The organism is Streptomyces sp. NPDC043853 (genome assembly GCF_056436025.1).
Genome location: NZ_JBWKDJ010000001.1, coordinates 1,013,937 through 1,035,000 on the forward strand (window position 1 = coordinate 1,013,937; position 21,064 = coordinate 1,035,000).

At 72.8% G+C, this 21,064-nt stretch carries 22 protein-coding genes; 6 read left to right on the forward strand and 16 right to left on the reverse strand.

Going from position 1 to position 21,064, the window contains the following annotated elements; all coding sequences use genetic code 11:
• Positions 1–119: 119 nt before the first annotated feature.
• On the forward strand, positions 120–557 hold the full coding sequence (locus tag AC067U_RS04255; protein WP_478828050.1) for an ATP-binding protein: 438 nt from the start codon (positions 120–122) through the stop codon (positions 555–557).
• Between the two features lie 70 nt (positions 558–627).
• Here the strand turns inward: AC067U_RS04255 and argF are convergent, their stop codons facing one another.
• The 6 genes from argF to AC067U_RS04285 all read right to left on the reverse strand — a co-directional run bounded on the left by argF (position 628) and on the right by AC067U_RS04285 (position 8,322).
• On the reverse strand, positions 628–1,638 hold the full coding sequence (argF, locus tag AC067U_RS04260) for an ornithine carbamoyltransferase (RefSeq protein WP_478828051.1): 1,011 nt from the start codon (positions 1,636–1,638) through the stop codon (positions 628–630).
• An 88-nt stretch (positions 1,639–1,726) separates the two neighbouring features.
• Positions 1,727–2,953: an arginine deiminase gene (locus AC067U_RS04265; RefSeq protein ID WP_478828052.1), complete on the reverse strand. Its 1,227-nt coding sequence runs from the start codon at positions 2,951–2,953 to the stop codon at positions 1,727–1,729.
• Between the two features lie 84 nt (positions 2,954–3,037).
• Positions 3,038–3,532: a hypothetical protein gene (locus AC067U_RS04270; protein ID WP_478828053.1), complete on the reverse strand. Its 495-nt coding sequence runs from the start codon at positions 3,530–3,532 to the stop codon at positions 3,038–3,040.
• Between the two features lie 137 nt (positions 3,533–3,669).
• Positions 3,670–6,330, reverse strand: a complete 2,661-nt coding sequence (locus AC067U_RS04275) for a polynucleotide kinase-phosphatase (RefSeq protein ID WP_478828054.1) — start codon at positions 6,328–6,330, stop codon at positions 3,670–3,672.
• On the reverse strand, positions 6,327–7,850 hold the full coding sequence (locus AC067U_RS04280; RefSeq protein ID WP_478828055.1) for a 3' terminal RNA ribose 2'-O-methyltransferase Hen1: 1,524 nt from the start codon (positions 7,848–7,850) through the stop codon (positions 6,327–6,329). The genes AC067U_RS04275 and AC067U_RS04280 overlap by 4 nt, the downstream gene beginning before the upstream one ends.
• A gap of 43 nt (positions 7,851–7,893) precedes the next feature.
• Entirely contained in the window at positions 7,894–8,322 is a 429-nt protein-coding gene (locus tag AC067U_RS04285) for a hypothetical protein (protein WP_478828056.1), read from the reverse strand.
• A 144-nt stretch (positions 8,323–8,466) separates the two neighbouring features.
• On the opposite strand from AC067U_RS04285, the gene AC067U_RS04290 reads away from it, so the two are divergent.
• Both AC067U_RS04290 and AC067U_RS04295 read left to right on the forward strand, forming a co-directional pair.
• Positions 8,467–8,937 carry a lamin tail domain-containing protein gene (locus tag AC067U_RS04290; RefSeq protein WP_478828057.1) on the forward strand — a complete coding sequence of 157 codons (471 nt, stop codon included), beginning with the start codon at positions 8,467–8,469 and terminating at the stop codon, positions 8,935–8,937.
• A gap of 53 nt (positions 8,938–8,990) precedes the next feature.
• A complete protein-coding gene (locus tag AC067U_RS04295) occupies positions 8,991–9,542 on the forward strand; it encodes a hypothetical protein (protein WP_478828058.1) in 552 nt (183 codons plus the stop codon).
• On the opposite strand, the gene mmuM is transcribed toward AC067U_RS04295, so the two are convergent.
• Positions 9,539–10,426, reverse strand: a complete 888-nt coding sequence (gene mmuM / locus AC067U_RS04300) for a homocysteine S-methyltransferase (RefSeq protein ID WP_478828059.1) — start codon at positions 10,424–10,426, stop codon at positions 9,539–9,541. The two genes, AC067U_RS04295 and mmuM, sit on opposite strands and share 4 nt — an antisense overlap.
• A gap of 7 nt (positions 10,427–10,433) precedes the next feature.
• Positions 10,434–11,357: an LLM class F420-dependent oxidoreductase gene (locus AC067U_RS04305; RefSeq protein WP_478828060.1), complete on the reverse strand. Its 924-nt coding sequence runs from the start codon at positions 11,355–11,357 to the stop codon at positions 10,434–10,436.
• Positions 11,358–11,569: 212 nt separating this feature from the next.
• Between AC067U_RS04305 and AC067U_RS04310 the strand changes: the two genes are divergently transcribed.
• Positions 11,570–11,773: a hypothetical protein gene (locus AC067U_RS04310; protein WP_478828061.1), complete on the forward strand. Its 204-nt coding sequence runs from the start codon at positions 11,570–11,572 to the stop codon at positions 11,771–11,773.
• 102 nt (positions 11,774–11,875) lie between these two features.
• On the opposite strand, the gene AC067U_RS04315 is transcribed toward AC067U_RS04310, so the two are convergent.
• From AC067U_RS04315 to AC067U_RS04330, 4 genes are all read right to left on the reverse strand, one after another.
• Positions 11,876–12,361, reverse strand: a complete 486-nt coding sequence (locus AC067U_RS04315; RefSeq protein WP_478828062.1) for a DUF6099 family protein — start codon at positions 12,359–12,361, stop codon at positions 11,876–11,878.
• A gap of 120 nt (positions 12,362–12,481) precedes the next feature.
• Complete coding sequence (locus AC067U_RS04320) at positions 12,482–12,829, reverse strand: nucleotide pyrophosphohydrolase (protein WP_478828063.1); 348 nt, start codon at positions 12,827–12,829, stop codon at positions 12,482–12,484.
• A 95-nt stretch (positions 12,830–12,924) separates the two neighbouring features.
• Positions 12,925–14,325: an AAA family ATPase gene (locus AC067U_RS04325; protein ID WP_478828064.1), complete on the reverse strand. Its 1,401-nt coding sequence runs from the start codon at positions 14,323–14,325 to the stop codon at positions 12,925–12,927.
• Between the two features lie 66 nt (positions 14,326–14,391).
• Positions 14,392–14,787 (reverse strand): cell division protein SepF, encoded by a 396-nt coding sequence (locus tag AC067U_RS04330; protein ID WP_478828065.1) that lies wholly within the window; start codon positions 14,785–14,787, stop codon positions 14,392–14,394.
• 184 nt (positions 14,788–14,971) lie between these two features.
• On the opposite strand from AC067U_RS04330, the gene AC067U_RS04335 reads away from it, so the two are divergent.
• Complete coding sequence (locus AC067U_RS04335) at positions 14,972–15,724, forward strand: DUF2470 domain-containing protein (protein ID WP_478828066.1); 753 nt, start codon at positions 14,972–14,974, stop codon at positions 15,722–15,724.
• A 94-nt stretch (positions 15,725–15,818) separates the two neighbouring features.
• A complete protein-coding gene (locus AC067U_RS04340) occupies positions 15,819–16,736 on the forward strand; it encodes an NADP-dependent oxidoreductase (protein ID WP_478828067.1) in 918 nt (305 codons plus the stop codon).
• Between the two features lie 112 nt (positions 16,737–16,848).
• Here the strand turns inward: AC067U_RS04340 and AC067U_RS04345 are convergent, their stop codons facing one another.
• Genes AC067U_RS04345 through AC067U_RS04360 form a run of 4 tightly spaced genes read right to left on the reverse strand, consistent with a single transcriptional unit; the run spans position 16,849 to position 21,026 of the window.
• The gene (locus AC067U_RS04345) at positions 16,849–18,186 is read right to left on the reverse strand and encodes an LLM class flavin-dependent oxidoreductase (RefSeq protein WP_478828068.1); all 1,338 of its coding nucleotides are present in this window, start codon (positions 18,184–18,186) and stop codon (positions 16,849–16,851) included.
• A gap of 10 nt (positions 18,187–18,196) precedes the next feature.
• Entirely contained in the window at positions 18,197–19,189 is a 993-nt protein-coding gene (locus AC067U_RS04350; RefSeq protein WP_478828069.1) for an ABC transporter permease, read from the reverse strand.
• Positions 19,186–19,980: an ABC transporter ATP-binding protein gene (locus AC067U_RS04355; protein WP_478828070.1), complete on the reverse strand. Its 795-nt coding sequence runs from the start codon at positions 19,978–19,980 to the stop codon at positions 19,186–19,188. Before AC067U_RS04355 ends, AC067U_RS04350 begins: the two co-directional genes overlap by 4 nt.
• A gap of 8 nt (positions 19,981–19,988) precedes the next feature.
• Positions 19,989–21,026 carry an ABC transporter substrate-binding protein gene (locus AC067U_RS04360; protein WP_478828071.1) on the reverse strand — a complete coding sequence of 346 codons (1,038 nt, stop codon included), beginning with the start codon at positions 21,024–21,026 and terminating at the stop codon, positions 19,989–19,991.
• Positions 21,027–21,064: the final 38 nt, after the last annotated feature.

The window sequence follows — 21,064 nt, forward strand, 5'->3', positions numbered from 1 at the left end:
CTGGTCCCGGAGAACGCGCCGGGGTGCCCTGGGAGACCTGCTTTCCGCTCCGTATCGTTGAATCCGTTACCAGTAGCGCCCGTGCCCCGCCGGTGCCTCACGGAAAGGACCGCCCTGCCATGCCGACCGCACCCGCCCTGCCCACCGCAGCCGCCGCCCGGCGCGCCACCCTCCCGCATTCCCCCGCGGCGGTCCCGATGGCCCGCGCCCTGGTCCGGAGCACGCTGACCGGGGCCGGCGATCCCGCCGACGGCGACACGGCGGAGCTCCTGACCGCGGAGCTGGTCGCCAACGCGGTGCAGCACGCGCGCGGCGGCGGCCCCATCGAGATCGTCGTGGAGCTGCTGCCGGACGGGTGTCAGGTGGAGGTGCACGACGGCGATCCGGTGCCGCCGACCCGCCTCGGCGGCCCCGTCCGGGACCTGTGCCCGGACGCCTGGCAGGAACACGGCCGGGGCCTGCTCCTGCTCCGTTTGCTGAGCTCGGCCTGCGGCCACCGGCCGACGGAGCGCGGCAAGGCCGTGTGGTTCACCCTGCCGGCCGGGTCCGCCGCCTGACGCTCCGTATGACTATGCGGATGGCTGTGCGTCGCCGTGCGGATGGCCGTGCGGATGGCCGTGCGGATGACTATGCGGCCGGTCCGCCGAGGGTGGCCACCATGACGGCCTTGATGGTGTGCAGCCGGTTCTCCGCCTCGTCGAAGACCACCGAGTGCGCCGACTCGAACACCTCGTCGGTGACCTCCAGCGCGGTGAGGCCGTGCCGCTCGTGGATCTCCCGCCCGACCTTGGTGCCGAGGTCGTGGAAGGCCGGGAGGCAGTGCAGGAACTTCACGTCCGGGTTGCCGGTGGCCCGCAGTACGTCCATGGTGACGGCGTAGTCGCGCAGGGACTCGATCCGCTCGTCCCACACCTCCTTGGGCTCGCCCATGGAGACCCAGACGTCGGTGGCGACGAAGTCGGCCCGGTCGACGCCCTCGGCCACGTCCTCGGTGAGGGTGATCCGGGCGCCGCTCGCCCGGGCGAGTTCCCGGGCCCGGGCCACGACCGGCTCGGCCGGCCAGTACGCCTCGGGCGCGACGATCCGTACGTCCATGCCGAGCAGGGCGCCGGTGACCAGGTAGGAGTTGCCCATGTTGAACCGGGCGTCGCCGAGGTAGGCGAAGGAGATCCGTTCCAGCGGCTTGTCCGTGTGCTCGGTCATGGTGAGCACGTCGGCCAGCATCTGGGTGGGGTGCCAGTCGTCGGTCAGCCCGTTGTAGACGGGGATTCCCGCGAACGCGGCGAGTTCCTCGACGGAGTCCTGGCTGTCACCCCGGTACTCGATCGCGTCGAACATCCGGCCGAGCACCCGCGCCGAGTCCTTGACCGATTCCTTGTGGCCCAGCTGGGAGCCGGCGGGGTCCAGGTAGACGGTGTGCGCACCCTGGTGGGCGGCGGCGACCTCGAAGGCGCACCGGGTGCGGGTGGAGGTCTTCTCGAAGATCAGCGCGATGGTGCGGCCCTGGAGCCGGCGCTCCTCTGCGCCCGCCTTCCTGGCCGCCTTCAGCTCGGCGGCCAGCTCGACCAGGCCGCGGAACTCGGCGGCGGTGAAGTCGAGCTCCTTGAGGAAACTGCGGCCGGCGAGGTCGATGGCCATGAGGGTGCTCCAGGGTGGCGCGGGACGAGGACCATGGAAGTCTATACGACACTCTGCATTGCTATACGAAGACTCGGGGAGGGGCTCGTCACACCGGATCGCGCTCGACCGGGCAGCTCATGCACCGCGGACCGCCCCGGCCGCGCCCCAGTTCGCTACCCGGGATCTCGATCACCTCGATGCCCTCCTTGCGCAGGTGGGTGTTGGTGGTGACGTTCCGCTCGTACGCGATCACCACTCCTGGCTCCACGGCGAGCACGTTGCAGCCGTCGTCCCACTGCTCCCGTTCCGCCGAGTGCACGTCCTGGGTGGCGGTCAGCACCCGGATGGAGTCCAGCCCGAGGGCGGCGGCGATCGCCCGGTGCATGTGCTCGGGCGGATGGTCGGTGACCTTCAGCTCCTGGCCGTCGCCGCCCGGCTCGATCGTGTAGGAGCGGAGCATGCCCAGGCCCGCGTACTGGGTGAAGGTGTCCCCGTCGACCATGGTCATCACCGTGTCGAGGTGCATGAAGGCCCGCCGCTTGGGCATGTCCAGCGCCACGATGGTGTGGGCCGAACCGGCCGCGAACAGCCCGCGCGCCAGCATCTCCACGGCCTGGGGGGTGGTGCGCTCGCTCATGCCGATCAGCACCGCCCCGTTCCCGATGACCAGGACGTCCCCGCCCTCGATGGTCGAGGGGTAGTCGGCCTGGCCCTGCGACCAGTAGTGGAAGGGGCCCGAGGCGGTGAACAGGGGGTGGTGCTTGTAGATCGCCTCGAAGTGCACGGTCTCCCGCTGCCGGGCCGGCCAGCGCATGGCGTTGATGGACACCCCGTCGTAGATCCAGGCGGAGGTGTCCCGGGTGAAGAGGTGGTTGGGCAGCGGTCCGAGCAGGAAGCCGTCCAGCTCCAGGGCGTGGAAGCGGACCGACACCGGTTCGGGGTGCCGCTCCAGGAACTCGCGCTTGGTCATCCCGCCGACCAGCGCCTCGGCCAGATCCGCGGAGGGCAGCTCGTCGAAGACCGACCGGAGGTGGTCGGTGGCGAGCGGACCGTACTCCTTCTCGTCGAACACCCGGTCAAGGACCAGCGCTCTGGCCTCGGGGAGGTCCAGCGACTCGGTCAGCAGGTCCCCGAAGAGGTGCACCTCGACCCCGCGGTCGCGCAGCACGTCCGCGAAGCCGTCGTGCTCCTGGCGGGCCCGGCGCACCCACAGGACGTCGTCGAAGAGCAGCGCGTCCTTGTTGCTCGGTGTGAGCCGCTTCAGCTCCAGGTCGGGCCGGTGCAGTATGACGCGGCGGAGCCGCCCGGTCTCGGAATCGACATGGAATCCCATGCGGTACACGTTCGCAGACCGGGCGGCGTTTTGACGTGGTGTTCCGCAGCGTCGTCCCCGCGCGGAGCGGGCGCCGGCCGTGCCTCAGCGCAGACCGAGGAGCGCCGAGGGCTCGCCGATCAGCTCGGGGGTGACCAGGCCCGCCTTGGGCAGGGTGACGTTCGGCAGCCCGTAGTTGGAAGCGTCCGGCGCGGTCAGCGGCAGGCCGAGCACCGCGCCCGGGCCGCGCGCCGCCAGGGTGGTGGCCGGGGCCTCCAGGGACCCCTGGGCGTCCTTCTCCTCCGGGCCGAGGGCGTTCGGCACCTTCGAGGACACCAGGGTGCGGCCGAGGCCGGCGTCGACGGGCAGTGCGGGCAGGACCCGGTCCGGCATGAGCTCCCCGGTGTGGAACCGGGGGGCCTCGATCGCGCCGACCACGGGGACCGGTACGCCGGTGGCCACGCGCGGGGCGTCCATGCCCAGCGCGGACTCGACACCCTCCAGCGGGACCCCGACAGGCACATCGGCCACGGCCGGGGACGCCGCCCCCGCCGCGGCCATACAGGTCATGAGCGCCGCAATGCTTCCGCGCGCGGTCATCTTCATATCTGACGTTCCGTCCTTCCACAGGGGTCATGTACATCCGCTGTCATGGAAGAACGATCCCGTCCGCACCTGGTCACAATCCGGCGCTCCGCCCCTTGACGCCGTTCCCGCGCCGCTCTTGACGAGCGGACCTAGAGCCGCGGGTCCACCGGCTCCGACTCCAGCGCCAGGACGGCGAACACCGTCTCGTGCACCCGCCACAGCGGCTCACCGGCCGCCAGCCGGTCCAGCCCCTCCAGTCCCAGCGCGTACTCCCGCAGCGCCAGCGACCGCTTGTGGCCGAGGAAGCGCTGCCGCAGCCGCTCCAGGTTCTCCGGGCGGGTGTACTCCGGACCGTAGATGATCCGCAGGTACTCGCGTCCGCGCACCTTGACGCCCGGCTGCACCAGCCGTCCGCCCGCATCGCGCGCGTACGCCTGGAGCGGCTTGACGACCATGCCCTCGCCGCCCGACTCGGTCAGCTCCAGCCACCAGTCGGTGCCCGCCCGTACGGAGTCCTCGTCGCCGGTGTCGACCACGATCCGCCCGGTCCGGCGGAGCAGTCCGGTGCCGGCCTTCTCATCGGCCTCGACCAGCCGGTCCAGCCAGGCCAGCTGCCGGTCGTGCGGCTCCGCGGCGAGGCTGCGCCCCTGGGCGGCGAGCACCTGGAACGGCGCGAACCGCACCCCGTCCAGGCCGTCGGTGGTCCAGCAGTACCGGCGGTAGGCGTCGGTGAACGCCGCGGCGTCGGCCGCCCGTTCCCGCTGCCGGGCGAGCAGTCCGGCGGTGTCCACGCCGCGTGCCGCGGTCGCCTCCAGGGCGGCGAGAGCCGCCGGGAACACCGCACCGGCGGCAGCGCCCACCGCCGCGTACTGGCTGCGCAGCAGACCGGCCGACTTCAGCGACCACGGCAGCAGCTCACCGTCCAGCAGCAGCCAGTCGCACGCGCCGGAGGCGCCCTCGGATGCGGCGAGTTCCTCCCACAGTCCGGCCGTGGAGACCGCGTCGCGGAGCCGGGTGAGGACCTCCTCGGTCGTGGCCGGGTCGTCGAAGAACGGCCGTCCGGTGCGGGTGTACACGGAGCCGGACGGCCCTCGTACCCCGAACCGCTCCGCGGCCGTGTCCGCGTCCTTGCAGAGCAGCACCACGGCCCGGGATCCCATGTGCTTCTCCTCGCACACCACCCGCTCGACGCCGTCCTTGCGGAACTGCGCGAAGGCCTCGGCGGGGTGCTCCAGGTAGCCCTCCTCCTTCGAGGCCGCCGTGGGCGCCATGGTCGGCGGCAGGTACGGGACCAGCCGCGGGTCGGCGGCGAACCGGCTCATCACCTCCAGGGCCGCGGCCGCGTTCTCCTCGCGCACGGCGACGTTCCCCAGGTGCCGGGTCTCGACGGTCCGCCGTCCGTGCACGTCGGCCAGGTCCAGCGGCCGGCCCTCGTGTCCCCCGGGCGCCGCGGCGGCCATCGGCTTGACCGGCTCGTACCAGACCCGCTCCGCCGGTACGTCGACCAGCTCGCGCTCCGGCCAGCGCAGCGCGGTCATCCTTCCGCCGAACACCGCGCCGGTGTCCAGGCAGATGGTGTTGTTGACCCACGAGGTGTTCGGGACCGGGGTGTGGCCGTAGACCACCGTGGCCTTGCCCCGGTAGTCCTCGGCCCACGGGTACCGCACGGGCAGCCCGAACTCGTCGGTCTCACCGGTGGTGTCGCCGTACAGCGCGTGCGAGCGGACCCGGCCGGAGGTGCGGCCGTGGTACTTCTCCGGGAGTCCGGCGTGGCAGACGACCAGGTTGCCGCCGTCCAGCAGGTAGTGGCTGACCAGGCCGTCGATGAACGCGCGGACCTCGGCGACGAACTCCTCGTCCTCCCCCGCCAGCTGTTCGACGGTCTCGGCGAGACCGTGGGTGAGCTGGACCTTGCGTCCCTTGAGGTGCCGGCCGAGCTTGTTCTCGTGGTTGCCGGGCACGCACAGCGCGTTGCCCGTCTTGACCATGCTCATGACCCGGCGGAGCACCCCCGGGCTGTCCGGTCCGCGGTCGACGAGGTCGCCGACGAACACGGCGGTCCGGCCCTCTGGGTGCACGCCGTCCTCGTAGCCGAGCTTGGCGAGCAGGCTCTCCAGCTCCGAGGAGCAGCCGTGGATGTCGCCGACGATGTCGAAGGGGCCGGTGAGGTGCCTCAGGTCGTTGAAGCGCTTCTCCAGCACCACCTCGGCGGCCTCGGCCTCCTCGACGCTGCGCAGCACGTGCACCTTGCGGAAGCCCTCGCGCTCCAGGCCGCGCAGCGAGCGGCGGAGCTCGCGGCGGTGCCGCTGGATGACGGCGCGGGGCAGCCCGGCGCGGTCGGGGCGGGTGGCGTTGCGGGCGGCGCAGACCTCCTCGGGCATGTCGAGGACGATCGCGATGGGCAGCACGTCATGGGCCCGGGCCAGCTGGACCAGCTGCCGGCGGGCCTCCTGCTGCACGCTGGTGGCGTCGACGACGGTGAGACGGCCGGCGGCCAGCCGCTTGCCCGCGATGTAGTGGAGGACGTCGAAGGCGTCCTTGCTGGCGCTCTGGTCGTTCTCGTCGTCGGCGACCAGGCCCCGGCAGTAGTCGGAGGACAGCACCTCGGTGGGCTTGAAGTGCTTGCGGGCGAAGGTGGACTTGCCCGATCCGGTGGCGCCGATCAGGACGACGAGGGACAGGTCGGTGACGGGCAGCACCCGCCGGTCCGTGCGGGCGCCGGCCCGGGTGTCGGTGGTCCCGGTCCCGGTGGTCCCGGTCTCGGTCTCGGTCTCGGTCCCGGTCCCGGCGTCGGTGGTGTGCGTGTTCATGCGGCCTCTCCCTCCTTCAGGGTGCCGGTGGCGGCGTTGGTGGCGTTGGTGGCTTTGCTGGCGCCGGTCGTGGCGCCCGTGTTCGGGTGGGTGAAGACGGCCATCTGGGTGGGCGGGCCGACCTCGGGGTCGTCCTCGCCGACCGGTGCGTACGCGACGGCGTACCCGTACCGCCCGGCGATCGCCTCCGCCCAGCTCCGGAACTCCTCGCGGGTCCATTCGAAGCGGTGGTCGCGGTGCCGGACGTGTCCGGCGGGCAGGGACTCCCAGCGCACGTTGTACTCGACGTTCGGGGTCGTCACCACCACGGTACGGGGCCGGGCCGAGCCGAACACCGCGTACTCCAGGGCCGGCAGCCGGGGCAGGTCCAGGTGCTCGATGACCTCGCTGAGCACGGCCGCGTCGTAGCCGGCGAGCCGCTTGTCGGTGTAGGCCAGCGAGCCCTGGAGCAGCCGTACCCGGGAGCTCTGGCGCTCGCCCATGCGGTCCAGCCGCAGCCGCCTCGCGGCGACGGTCAGGGCCTTCATGGACACGTCCACGCCCACGATCTCGGCGAACGCCGGGTCCGCGAGCAGCGCCTGGACCAGCTGTCCCTGGCCGCAGCCGAGGTCCAGCACCCGCTGGGCGCCGGCGTCGCGCAGCACGGCGAGGATCGCCTCGCGGCGCTGCCGGGCGAGCGGCACGGGCCGTTCCTCCGTGTCCTGACCCTCGTCGACGGCGTTGTCGATGTCCTCGACCTCGCTGTCGTCGGCCGCGGCGAGCCGGACCAGCTCCAGCCGCTCCATGGCCTCGCGGGTCAGGCCCCAGCGACGGGACAGGTAGCGGGCGGTGATGAGCGGGTGCTCGGGGTGCCCGGCCAGCCAGCCGTCGCCGGCCCGGAGCAGCTTGTCGACCTCGTCGGGCGCCACCCAGTAGTGCTTGGCGTCGTCGAGCACCGGGAGCAGGACGTAGAGCTGCCGGAGGGCGTCGGCCAGCCGCAGCTCGCCCTCCAGCACCAGCCGTACGTACCGGGAGTCGCCCCACTCCGGGAACCGCTCGTCGAGCGGCACCGGGTCGGCCGTCACGGAGGCCCAGCCGAGCGGCCCGAACAGCCGGTGCACCAGATCCGCCCCGCCGCGCGCGGGCAGCGCGGGGATCTCGACCCGCAGCGGCAGCGGCTGCTCCGGCAGCTCGGGCCGGGCGGCGCACTGCCCCTTGAGGGCGGTGCGGAAGACGCTTCCGAGGGCCACCGCGAGCAGCGAGGAGGCGGCGTACGGGCGGTCGTTGACGTACTGCGCGAGGGCGGCGTCGGGAGCTCCGCCGCGGCCCTTTCCCTGACCTCGCCGGACCAGCGCCACGGGGTCGACCTCCAGCAGCAGCGCCGCCGTGCACCGCTCGGCCGTGGCCTCGGGGTACAGGACGTGCGCGGTGCCGTGGGAGGTACTGAACGCCTGGGCCCTGCCGGGATGCTTGTGCAGGAGGAAGCCCAGGTCGGTGGCGGGTTTCTCGGGAGTGCCGGTCGTGCCGACGGTCAGGAACATGCGTGTGAGTATGTGCGGGCCGCAGGGCCCCGGCCAGCGGTTTTCAGGCGTCGCGGGGCGGGAGGTGGCCCGTGCGGCGGGCCTCGGCGATCCAGCGGCCGGCGGTGGCCTCCGACCTGCCCCAGCGGGCGGCGATGGCGCGGCGGGGCGGGATGTCGTGGTCGAGAGCCCAGAGATAGACCTCGGCGACCTCGGCGGTGTGCTCGTCACCGCCGCCGTAGGGGCGGCCCTGCGCGGCGGGGGCTGCGATGGCGCCGAGTTCGGCGACGCGGGCCTCGGTCGCGGTCTTGAGCAGGGTGTCGAGGGGGAGCCGCCGGAGGAAGGTGGCAGTGAGCGGACTGCCTTCGGGGGCGCGGACGAAGAAGCCGTTCGGCTTGGCTCCGCCCGGCGGGAAGCCGGTGACGAACGCGTATCCCTCGTAGCCGGCCAGCTCCTCCACGGTGACGCCGTTCGCGCTGGTGGTGACCTTCACGTCACCCTCCGTCCAAATTGATCGCCAGAATGTAAGACGAGTATGCAATTTGATCGGGGCCGTGCCAGGCTTACAGCCACCCCGGCTCCATCATGCCGCAGTACCAAGACGGGGCTTTGTCATGCCACGACCAGGGGGGATCCCATGAAGAAGACCCACATCCTCGGCGCCTCCGCCGCATCCGCCGCGCTCGCGGTCGGCATCCTGGCCGCGCCGCCGGCCTCCGCCGCCGTGCACCAGGGCGGCTTGCACTTCGGCGCACTCCAGTTCGATGGCCCGGGCGCGGACCGTCCGCAGACGAACGCGAAGCTGAACGCCGAGTACGTCGACATCCACAACAACACCCGCTCGGCGATGCAGCTGAAGGGCTACACCGTCCGGACCGACTCGGGCTTCAAGGCCATCTTCAGCACCTCGTTCACCCTGGGCGCGGGCAAGACCGTGCGGGTGCGCAACGGCCAGGGCACCAACAACGCCTCCACGGTCTACCGGAAGGCCAACAACTTCTGGTTCAACAACAGCAAGGGCGGGGTCACCCTGTACGCCGCGAACGGCGCCAAGAAGGACTACTGCTCCTGGAAGGCCAACGGGCGCGGCTACACCACCTGCCACTGATGACGTCCGCACCGCCCCCACCCTCATTCCCGCCGCAGCCGCGGCTTCCTCGGGTGGCGAGGGCCGGTCTCGATGCCAAGCAGAAGACGGCGCTCGGCTGCGGCGGCATCGCCGCGGCCGTCCTGGCCGTCCTCGTGGTCGCCGCCTCCTGCACCACGGAGCCCCGAACGGCCACCCGCGCCGTGCCCGGCCCCGCAGTCACCGTCACGGCCACGGTCACCGCCACGGCCACGGTGACCGCCACCTCCTCCGCGCCCGCCCCACCCGGTCCGACCGTCACGGCCACCGTGACCGAGACGGCCACCGGGACGAGCGCCGGGCCCGCCACGGAGAGCACCCCCACCGAGGACGAGGGCCCCGCCACGGAGATCCCGGGCGACGGCAGCTACGTGGTGGGCGAGGACATCCAGCCCGGCACCTACAAGACCGCCGGCCCGGAGCCCGGAACCTTCGCCAACTGCTACTGGGCACGGCACTCCAGCGCCGACGGCAGCTTGGACAGCATCATCGCCAACGGCAACTCGCAGGGAGCCGCCGTGGTAACGGTCAAGAAGTCGGACAAGGTCTTCGAGACCAGCGGCTGCAAGACCTGGAAGCGCAGCTAACCACGGCCCTGGCGGTCGCCGCCGACGGCGACCGCCAGGGCCCTGATGCGGGAGGGGCCGATGCGGCAGCAGCCGCCGATCAGGCGGGCGCCGGCCGCCTGCCAGGCGGCGACCGGCCAGGGGCGGGGGGCGTGCGGGGCGTTCCACGTGCCTGTCGCCGCGTCCCAGACCGAGCCGTCGTTGGGGTAGGCCACCACAGGCCGGCCGGTGATCGCGGCGGCGAGCCCGGCGGCCGGCAGGACCTCCTCGGGATCGCAGCAGTTGACCCCGGCCGCGATCACCTCCGGGGTTGCGGCGGCGAGCCCGAACGCCTCGGCCAGGGGCTGGCCGGCCCGGGTACGGCCGCCCTCGACCGTGTACGAGAGCCAGACCGGAACGCCCGTGCCGGCCAGCACCGACAGCAGGGCTTCGGCTTCGTCGGTGTCCGGGACGGTCTCCAGGGCCAGTACGTCCGGACCGGCGGACAACAGGGCCTCGATCCGGGGCCGGTGGAAGTCCGCGAGCTGCCGGACCGTCAGCCCGTAGCGGCCCCGGTACTCGGAGCCGTCCGCGAGCAGCGCCCCGTACGGGCCGACCGAGGCGGCCACCCACACCTGGTGTTCCGCCTCTTCGGCGGCGCGCGCGGCCAGGGCGACGCTGCGCCGCAGCAGTTCGGGTTCGGCCCCGATCTGGTAGCTCGCGGTGATGATCACCTCGGCGCCGGCCCGGACGTACGCGGTGTGGGCGGCGGTGATCTGATGGGGCGCCTCGTCGAGCACCCGGCCCGTCCAGCGGCCGCCGGACAGGTCGCAGCCCTGGTCGACGAGTTGGTTGCTGAGACCGCCGTCCAGCAGGACGGTCCGGCGGTCCAGAGCGGCGGCGAGCGGGCCGGGTGCGCGGGTCATCGGGCCGTCAGCCGAGCCGGGAGAGGACCTGGTCGGAGATCAGCTCCAGGTGGTCCAGATCGTCCAGGTCGAGGACCTGCAGGTAGATGCGCGAGGAACCGGCCTCCTGGTAGGTGCCGATCTTCTCCACGACCTCGGCCGGGGAACCGGCCAGCCCGTTGGCCTTCAGCTCGTCGACCTCCCGGCCGATCGCGGCGGCCCGGCGGGCCACCTCGGCGTCGTCCTTGCCCACGCACACCACCAGCGCGTTCGAGTAGACGAGCTCCCCGGGCTTCCGTCCGGCCCGCTCGGCCGCCTCCCGGACCCGGCCGAACTGGCGCCGGCTGTCCGCCACGGAGGCGAACGGCATGTTGAACTCGTCCGCGTACCGCGCCGCCAGCGCCGGCGTCCGCTTGGCACCGTGGCCGCCGACCAGCACCGGCACCTTGGCCTGGGCGGGCTTGGGCAGCGCCGGCGAGCCCTCCACCTTGTAGTACGTCCCGTCGAAGTCGAAGGTCTGCCCGGCCTCGGTGCCCCACAGACCGGTGACGATCGCCAGTTGCTCCTCCAGCCGGGCGATCCGCTCCGCCGGGAACGGGATGCCGTACGCCTTGTGCTCCTCCTCGAACCAGCCCGCGCCCAGGCCCAGCTCGATCCGGCCGCCGGACATCTGGTCCACCTGCGCCACCTGGATGGCCAGCACGCCGGGCAGCCGGAACGTGCCGGCGGTCATCAGTGTGCCGAGCCGGATCCGGCTGGTCTCGCGGGCCAGCCCGGCGAGGGTGATCCAGGCGTCGGTCGGTCCGGGCAGGCCGTCGGCCGAGCCCATCTTCAGGTAGTGGTCGGAGCGAAAGAAGGCGTCGAAGCCGAGGTCTTCGGTGGCCTTGGCCACGGTGAGCAGGGTGTCGTAGGACGCGCCCTGCTGGGGCTCCGTGAAAATGCGAAGATCCATGCCCCCCATCCTGCCCCGCGCGCCCCGCCAGGGTGAATCTCCGTCAACGTCGAGCCTCCGGTCCGTCCTCGCCAGTGTCCCGCGCCGACGGTGATCGTTGGCCCGACCGGAGCCGGACCGCCCGGCCCGCGCGCCGGCGGCCACCGATCGCCGGCCGGTGCGTCCACCACCCCCTTCCGTTCCGGAAGGGCAGGGCCGAGGAGGCCGCCGCCATGTCCCAGGAGTCCGTGCCCGAGCCCGTCGCAGGGGAGTCCGCGGTACCCGCGCAGAGCGGCGCACCGAAGGGTCTCCTCCAGCAGATGGAGGAGCTGATGGCCGCGCTCAACGCCGACCTCTCCGAACTCGACGCCGACCTTCAGTCCTCCGGGAACCGCACCCCCACGACCGACCACCCCGCCCCCTTCGGCACCCACTGACGCCGGGAGCCGCCTGCCCCGCCGGTCCCGCCGCACCCGTGCGGCGGGACCGGCGGGGCCCGGACGGCGGGACCCGGACGGCGGAACCCGCGCCGCCGGTGGTCAGGCGACTCCCGAGGCGGAGCCCCGTTCGCGGACTTCGAGGCGGCGCAGGATCGCCCGGACGCGGTCGCTGGACTCGTCGGCCGCGTCGATGGCCTCTATGCAGGGCCAGTACAGCGCGTCGTCATCCGTGGCACAGGCCACCCCGACCAACGCGATGCCGACATCCCCCAACAACGCCTGCAACCCGAGCAGCGCCTGCCGTACGTCCGAGACCTCCGTCAGCCGGTCGACCCGTGGCGTACGGTCGGGTGCTCTCTCCTCGCCGCGCGGCTGCGCGCGGTCGAGCGCCCCGCAGCCTCTTCCCCCTGATTCCCTCAGCCCCCGTGCCTCCGCTCTGAGCTCCTGCGGCCCGGTGGCCGCCAGCCAGCTCCCGATCCCCTGGGCCAGTGCCTGCGCCTGCCAGGACTCGCCGATGATGTCCATCGCCGCCCCGCTCCGTGCCAGCGCATGCCGGCCGGCCGCGATCAGCCGTACCGCATCCATATGCCGTCCCCCGTCCGCACGACACCCCGTACTCACCACTACCCAGAGTGAGGGCAACGACTCAGTAAAGCCAGGGGTATTCGGAAAATGTGGACAGAATCAAGGTTGTGGACAACGCCATCACTCCGAAGAGTGACGATCAGACCCCGGGCTGCCCGGTACCGGGAAGCGGAGCTCGTTCCGGTCGATCTTCGCGGCGAGCGCATCCAGCACATCCACCCCGAGAACCTCACAGAACTGCAGCAGATACGCGAGCACATCGGCCACCTCGTCGGCCACCCGGTGCGCGGTGTCCGGCTTCTCCATCACGCGCGCCGACTGTTCCGGCGTCAGCCACTGGAAGATCTCGACCAGTTCGGCCGCCTCCACGCTCAGCGCCACCGCCAGGTTCTTCGGGGTGTGGTACGGCCCCCAGCCGCGCGCCTCCGCGAACTCCGCCAGCCGGCGCTGCAGGTCCGCCAGCCGCATGTCGCCGCCCCCACCTTCGCTCCCTGCCGGGCGCCCGCCCCCTTCCCGTTCCCCGCCGGCCCCGCCGCTTCCGCCATCCGCAGTACGTTCATCGCTCACGGCACCAGGTCTACCACCGTCACGCCCGGCACTCCCCGGGCCCCCGCGGCATCCTCCCCCACCGCCGCCACCAGCCTCAGGTGCCCCCGGTCCGCCGCCGTCAGGGCCAGCCAGACCAGCTCCGCCCGCTGCCGCCGGTCCAGGTACCGGTCGAAGCCGTCCGCGAGCACGGTCAACACCTGGCGGGCGGAGGGGAGTTCGGCGGCCGGGTCCATGGCCAGCACCCCGGGCCCGGTCAGCAGCACCAGCGCCAGCGCGAGGAAGCGCAGTTCCCCGTCTCCCAGCCGGGCCAGCGGGGTCGCCGGCCCGGACTCGCGCACCAGCTCGGCCGCGATGCGCCCGCCGGCGGTCGCCCGCGCGGCCACCTCGCGGACCGGGCCGCCCGCGCACCCGGCACGTACCGCGTTCACCAGCAGCGCGTACCGGGTCCCGCACTCCCGCCGGGTCCGGCGCAGCACCTCGGCCAGGTTGGCGCAGTCCCCCGCCAGCCGGCCCTCGCCGAGCGGCACCGGCGCACGCATGGCCTCCGGCCGCGGATCGCACGCGTACATCGACCGCAGTGCGACCACGACCTGCTCGGCGGCGGCGAGCACCCGCCGCTGCCCCTCGGTGCGGCCGGCCACCCGCAGCGGCAGCAACGCGGTCCCGAGCCGGTCGTCGGGCAGCGGGGCGCGGGTGACCCCGCTGGTGCCGTCGGTCAGCCAGGCCGCCTCGACCGTGGGCAGCCGGGGATCGCGCAGCGCGGTGGTGAGCAGAGGCCGGCCGGCCGCGCTGAGCCGCTCGCCGACGATCCGCAGGGCGGGTTCGGCCTGGACGGCCAGGTCGAGCCGGACCGGCCCGGCCGGCCCGTCGACCGTGCAGCCGATCCGGAACCCGCGCCGCCGCTCCGCGTCGGGGGCCGCCCGGTCGGGCACGCAGGCGCCCGGTTCGGGGAACACCTCGGCCAGCGTGCCGCCCGCGCCCAGCCCGGCCAGGGCCCTGCAGGCCTCCAGCAGCCGGGACTTGCCGCTGCCGCTTGGCCCGGCGATCAGCGTGACCGGCCCGAAGGCGAAGGCGGCGGCGCGGTGCGGGCCGAAGGCGGACAGCCTCAGCTCGGACAGCACTGGCCGCGGCTGCGGCCGGCGGGGCACCCGTCCGGCACCCCCGGGCGCGGCCGGCCCGGCCCGCCAGTCGTACGTCCGGGGGTCCGGTGTACGGGTTTCCGGCGTAGGGGGCTGCGGCGCACGGGGTTCCGGCAGGCGCGGAACCGGCGCGGCCGAACCGGCCGAACCGGCCGTCCGCGGCTCCGGCGTACGCGGGTCGTACGGTAAGGCGTTCGTCGCAGGACCGGCCGCAGGCGCGGTCCCGCTCCCGGGACCGGTCGCAGGAGCGGTCGCGGTGTCCGTCGTGGCGTCCATGGGCGGACGGTACGGCCGTCGCGGCGGGCCGGACGGCCGCCGAACCGTTCCACCGCGACGCTCTTCCTACGATCGGGGGACGGCTGCGGCCGCGATCCCCTCGACCTCGGTGCCGACCGGGGCCAGCAGGAAGACGTTCCGGTCGACGCGGTGCATGCCGCTGCCGAGCCCGAACACCACGCCGCTGCTGAAGTCCAGGATGCGCTTGGCCACTTCGGTGTCCGCCCCGGTCAGGTCGAGGAGCACCGGCACCCGGTCGATCAGGTACTCCGCGACCTCGCGGGCGTCGGCGAAGATCTGCACCCGGATGACCACGAAGCGGCGCTGCGCGGATGCGGCCGCCTCCGGAGCCGTGGGGATGGTGCGGTGGTCCACCCGCGAGGGCCACTCGTTACGACTGCGCAGCGGCACGACCTGCGCGAGCCCCTCCCACTGTTCGTCGGTGACGTCGTACCTGCTCACCGGCCCACCTCGGCCCCACGCTTCATGTGCATCTCCCCATCCTCCCCCCTTTCACCCGTTCAGCCCAACAACGACACGACCGGCGTGGCGCGTGAGACGCGGTTGCCAATCCCACCCCGATGTGAGTTAGGTTAGGCATACCTAAGTCAGCTCGTCGTCCAACCCTCGGGATGGAGAGATCCGCATGCGCCTGCCCGGCTTCCCCGCCTCCGACCCCGCCCCAGCGCGGCCCACCGACGCCGAGCGGGTCCGGTCGGTGCTCGCCGCGGCCCACTCGATGAGCGTGGTCGTCGACGGGCTGCGCACCGAGGTCCACCGCCTGGACGGCACCGACGTGCTCGGCCGCTTCCACCTCCACCCCGCGCCCGGTCTCTCCGGCCCGGAGCGGCTCGCGCGGGTCGGGGACCACCCGCCCGTCCGGCTGGAGTTCACCGATGTCGCGCCCACCCCGGTCCGCGATCGCGTACGCGCCCGGGTCACCGTACTCGGCCGGCTGCTCACCCCGTTCCCGGCGGAGCTCTCGGACGCCTCGGCTCCCTCCGCGAGCACCTGCGTGGAATACGCGCAGGCCGTCCTGGAGACCCCCGAGGGCATCTCGTACGTCGGCCTGGACGAGCTCGACGAGGCGTACCCCGACCCGCTCGCCACCCACGAGGCCGGCATGGTCACCCATCTGCTGGACGGACACGCCGATCTGGTGCCGCTGCTCCTCCGGCTGGCCCCGCCGCCCGCCCCGGGCTCCGCGGTGGTGCGCGTGCTGCCGCTCGCGATGGACCGCTACGGGCTCACCCTGCGCATGGAGTTCAGGCAGGGGCACCACGACGTGCGGCTGCCCTTCGCCTCCCGGCTCGACGACGTCGACCAGTCCGGCGCGCAGATCCACGCGCTCGTCAGCAAGGCCCGCCGCCTGTCCCACCGGAACACCCTGCCGGCCTGAGCCCGGCCGGAGCCCGGCCCGACCCGGCCCCGGACCGGACCGGCCCGCCCCGGCCCCCGGAATACCTCCGCGCGGCGCCCGGTTGGCCTTGATCATGAAGGCAATAACGTACAGCGCATACGGAACACCCGCCGCCCTGGAACTCGTCGAGGCTCCGTTACCGAAAGTCGGCCCCGAAGAGGTCCTCGTCCGGGTGAAGGCCGCCGGAGTCAACCCGATCGACTGGAAGGTGGCCGCCGGATACCTCGACTCCACCCTGGAGGTCCGATACCCCGTCGTCCCCGGGTGGGACGTGGCCGGAATCGTCGAGGCGGTCGGCGAGGACACCACCGACTACGCCGTGGGCGACGAGGTGTACGGGTACGTCCGCAAGGAGTGGGTGGAGCTGGGCACCTACGCCGAGCTGGTCTCCGCCCCGGTACGGACCCTCGCCCGCAAGCCCCGGGGGCTGACCTTCGAACAGGCGGCGGGCATTCCGCTGGCGGGCCTGACGGCGTACCAGGCGCTGCGGCGGGTGGGCGTGAAATCCGGCGAGACCGTGGTGATCCACTCGGCGGCCGGCGGAACCGGGTCGCTCGGCGTCCAGATCGCCGTCGCCCTCGGCCTGCGCGTGATCGGCTCGGCCGGCGCGCACAACCACGACTACCTGCGTTCGCTCGGTGCCGAGCCGGTCCTCTACGGCGAGGGGCTCGGGGACCGCATCCGCGCGCTGGCGCCCGAAGGGGTCGACGCCGGCCTGGACTTCTACGGCGACGGGGTCGAGCTGTTGCTGTCCCTGGTCCGGGAGCAGGGGCGGGTGCTCTCGATCGCCGATCAGGACGCCGAAGCCAAGGGCGCCAAGAAGATGTGGGCCCGGCCGGACAGCGCCGACCTGACCTTCCTCACCGAACTCGCCGACGCCGGGAAGCTGTCGATCAGCGTGGAGCACGCGCTGCCGCTCGCGGAGGCCGCGCGGGCCTGGGAGCTGAGCACCTCCGGCCGCACCCGCGGCAAGATCGTCCTGACCGTCTGACGCGGCCCGCACCCGGGCCGGCGGCAGCAGGCGCGGGTGCCGCCGGAGTCCGAGCCCTGGACTCCGGCGGCACCCGCGGCCTACGACGGCGGCCGGCTCCGGGGGCACGCGGTCATTGCGCGGCCCGTGCGTACCGGTTGGCCGGGCGGGGCAGTCCGTAGTGCTCGCGCAGGGTGCGGCCGGTGTACTCGGTGCGGAACAGGCCGCGCCGCCGGAGGATCGGGACGACGTGGTCGACGAAGTCGGTGAGGCCGGTGGGCAGCACCGGCGCCATGATGTTGAAGCCGTCGGCCGCGCCACTGACGAACCACTCCTGGAGCTGGTCGGCGATCTGCTCCGGGGTGCCGGCGAACACCCGGTGGCCGCGGCCCGCGCCGAGCCGGGCGATCAGCTCGCGCAGGGTGAGGTCCTCGCGCCGGGCGAGTTCGGCGACCAGGGTGAACCGGCTCTTGTTGCCGTTGATGTCGCGTTCCCCGGGCAGGTCGGGCAGCCGGCCGTCGAGCGGAAGCCCGGTCAGGTCCACTCCGAGCATGCCGGAGAGCTGGGCCAGCCCGTACTCGGGCACCTGCAGGTCGGTGAGCTCCTGCTCCAGCGCTCTGGCCTCGGCCTCGGTGGAGCCGATCACCGGGGCGATGCCGGGCAGGACGAGCAGGTCGTCCTCGGCGCGGCCGTGGCGGGCGAGGCGGGATTTGAGGTCCTTGTAGAAGGTCTGGCCGTCGGCGAGGGTCTGCTGCGCGGTGAACACGGCCTCGGCGTACTGCGCGGCGAACTCCTTCCCGTCCTCGGAGGATCCGGCCTGCACCAGCAGCGGGCGGCCCTGCGGGGAGCGGGGCACGTTGAGCGGTCCGGCCACCTGGAAGTGGGTGCCGCGGTGGGCCGCCGGGTGGAGCTTGTCGGTGTCGGCGTAGACGCCGGCCTCCTTGTCCAGGACGATCGCGTCGTCCTCCCAGCTGTCCCACAGCTTGCCAGCCACCTCCAGGAACTCGCGGGCCCGTTCGTAGCGGACGGCGTGTGCCAGGTGCTCGTCCCGGTTGAAGTTCCGGGCCTCGTCGAGGGTGCCGGAGGTGACGATGTTCCAGCCGGCGCGGCCACCGCTGATGTGGTCGAGGGAGGCGAACGCGCGGGCCAGGTTGTAGGGCTCGTTGAAGGTGGTGGAGACGGTGGCGATCAGTCCGATCTGCTCGGTGACCGCGGCGATCGCGGACAGCAGGGTGAGCGGCTCGAACCCGCCGAGGGCGTTGTGCCGGGCCTTGCCCCACAGGGCGACGCCGTCGGCAAGGAAGATCGAGTCGAGCCTGCCGCGCTCCGCGGTCCGGGCCAGCTCCTGGAAGTAGGACAGGTCCGTGATCCGCTCGGGCCGGGAGCCGGGGTGCCGCCAGGCGGCGTCGTGGTGGCCGGCGTTCATCAGGAACGCGTTGAGGTGGAGGGTGCGGGGCGTCTGGGTAGTCATCTGCGTTTCCCTAGGCGGAGGCGGGGACGCGCCACAGGCTGAGGCGGCGTTCGACGGTGACGAGGAGCTGGTTGAAGGCGACGCCGATCGCGGAGATCGTGATGATGCCCGCGTACATCTGCGGGATCGCGAAGTTGAACTGCGAGGCGTTGACGAGGTAGCCGAGGCCGGCCTTGGCGCCGATCATCTCGGCGGCGACCAGGACCAGGATGGAGACGGCGCCGGCCAGCCGGATGCCGGTGAAGACGGTCGGGACGGCCGCCGGGAGGATGACCTTCTGGAACATCCGGGGCGTGGACAGGTCCATCGACCGGGCGAGTCTGACCAGGGTCGGGTCGGCGTTGCGGACGGCACTGATGGTGTTGAGGAGGATCGGCCAGACGCAGGCGTAGACGACGATGGACACCTTCGAGGTCTCGCCGATGCCGAGCAGCAGGACGAAGACCGGCAGCAGGGCCAGGGCCGCGGTGTTGCGGAACACCTCCAGCAGCGGTCCGAGCAGGTCGGCGACGGGCCGGTACCAGCCGATCAGCAGGCCGAGGGGGACGGCGACGGCCACGGCGATGCCGAAGCCGCCGAAGGAGCGGACCAGGCTGGCCTTCGCGTGCTCGGCGAGCTGTCCGTCGCCGAGGAGCTCCCACCAGGCGGCGGCGACCTCGCTGACCGGCGGCAGGAAGGTGGCGTCGACCAGGCCGGCGCGCGGGGCGATCTCCCACAGCGCGAGCAGGGCCAGGATCGCGGCGCTCCGGAGGAAGAGGGTCCTCGCTCCCCGTACGACGGACCGGGCGACGGCGGACAGGGTGGCGGCGGCCCCCCGACGGAGCACGGCCGTGGCGGTGGTCGCGGCACCGGCCGCGGCCGGTGCCGCCTCGGGCTCCGTGCGCTCCGTACCCCTCGTACGCTCCGTACGCTCCCTACCGCCGCCGGCCGGGGTGCCGGGGGCCGGGGCGCCCGCGGCCGCGGCCGCGGCCGCCAGGACGGTGATATCGGTTCCGGTGGTCATGCTGCCGCCGCCTCCTTCTCCAGTTGCCGGGCGCGGGCCACCTCGTCGTGGAGCAGGGTCCAGATCTCGTGCCGTCTGCGGGCGAACTCCGGGCTGGACCGGAGGGCCTCGCCCAGCAGTCCCTCGCTCTCGCCGAAGGTGACCGGGACGACCTCCTTGATCCGGCCGGGCCGGGAGGTCATCACGGCGACCCGCCGGCCCAGGTAGACCGCTTCCTCTATGCCGTGCGTGATGAACACCACGGTCTTGCCGGTGCTCTGCCAGATGCGTCGGAGCTCGTCCTGGAGCGATTCGCGGGTCTGCGCGTCGAGCGCCGCGAAGGGCTCGTCCATCAGCAGCACGTCCGGGTCGTAGGCGAGGGCGCGGGCGATCGCCACGCGCTGGCGCATGCCGCCGGACAGCTCGTGCGGGTGCCGGTCCTCGAACCCGGTGAGCCCCACCAGGTCCAGGAACTCCCGGGCGCGGGCGGCGCGCTGCCGGCGCGGCACCCCGGTGGCCTCCAGGCCGAACTCGACGTTGCCCTGCGCGGTGCGCCAGGGCAGCAGCGCGTACTGCTGGAAGACGATGCCCCGGTCCAGCCCCGGTCCGGTGATCGGCTTCCCGTCGAGCAGGATCCGTCCGCCGCTGGGCCGGGACAGGCCGCCCAACAGGTCCAGCAGGGTGGACTTGCCGCAGCCGCTGGGTCCGACGACCACCAGGAACTCGCCGTCGGCTATCTCCAGGTCGATGCCGTCGAGGGCGGTGAACCCGCCGAACGCCTTGTGCACGCCCTCGATCACGATCTTCGCCATGGCGGACGTCACCCCTTCCCGTAGCCGTTGAACTCGTTGGTGTAGAGCTCGGCGGCCTGCAGGCGGCCCTGCTTGATCTCGCCGCGCTCGCCGAGCCAGTCCAGCCACAGCCGGAAGTGCTTGTCCTCGATCCGGCCGCCCGTCTCGGCGACGCCGTAGGAATGCCAGTACTTGAGGTTCGCGGCGTCCTCGTTCCGCCCGCGCTTCCCGACGATCTCGGTCTGCCGGGCGACGACCTGCTCGCGCGGGGTGCTGCGGGACCACTCGATGGCCTTGGCCACGCCGGTGACGAAGGTTCGGACGGTGTCCGGGTTCTGCTTGATGAAGCGCTGAGTCATGATGTAGGTGCCGGCGCTGAACGGGCCGAGCAGCTGGGTGTCGGTGAACAGCGGGCGGATGCCGCCGGTCGCCAGGGCCTTGTCCCGCAGGATGCCGCTGAGCACACCGACTTCGATCTGCTTCTGCCGGATCGCCTGCTCGGTGTTGACGGGCGGCACCACCAGCGGCTCGACCTCGCCCGCCTCGGACGCGGAGAGTCCGTTGCGGCTCAGGTAGATGTCGAGCAGGGCCTGGTAGTGGGCGCCCAGGGTGTTCATCCCGACCTTCTTGCCGATCAGGTCCCTGGCCGAGCGGATCGGGCTGTCCTCCAGCACGTAGTAACCGCCGTAGGTGTGCTGGTCGGAGCCGTAGGAGGAGATGACGGCCTTGATCGGCGCCCCGCCGGCGGCCAGCTTGATGACCGCGCCGTTGAACGCGCTGCCGAAGTGGGTCTGGCCGGTGGCGGCGGACTGGATGTCCTGCGGGCCGCTGATGGTGTTGCCGACCCACTCCAGCTCGAGGTCTCCGAGGAGGCCGAGGTCGGCGGCGAGCTCCGGGAGGGTGACGGCGCCGACCGCGCCCTGGTACTTGAGGGTCTTCACCTGGCTGCCGGAACCGGCGCCGCCGCCGGCCGTGGCCGTGCCGCAGCTCACCGCGGCCGCCGAGATGCCGAGCAGGGTGAGGAACTGGCGCCTGGAGGTGGTGGACGGGGTGAGTGCTGCGGGCATGGCTGGTTCCTGGATGGTGAGTCGGTACGGGGAGGGGT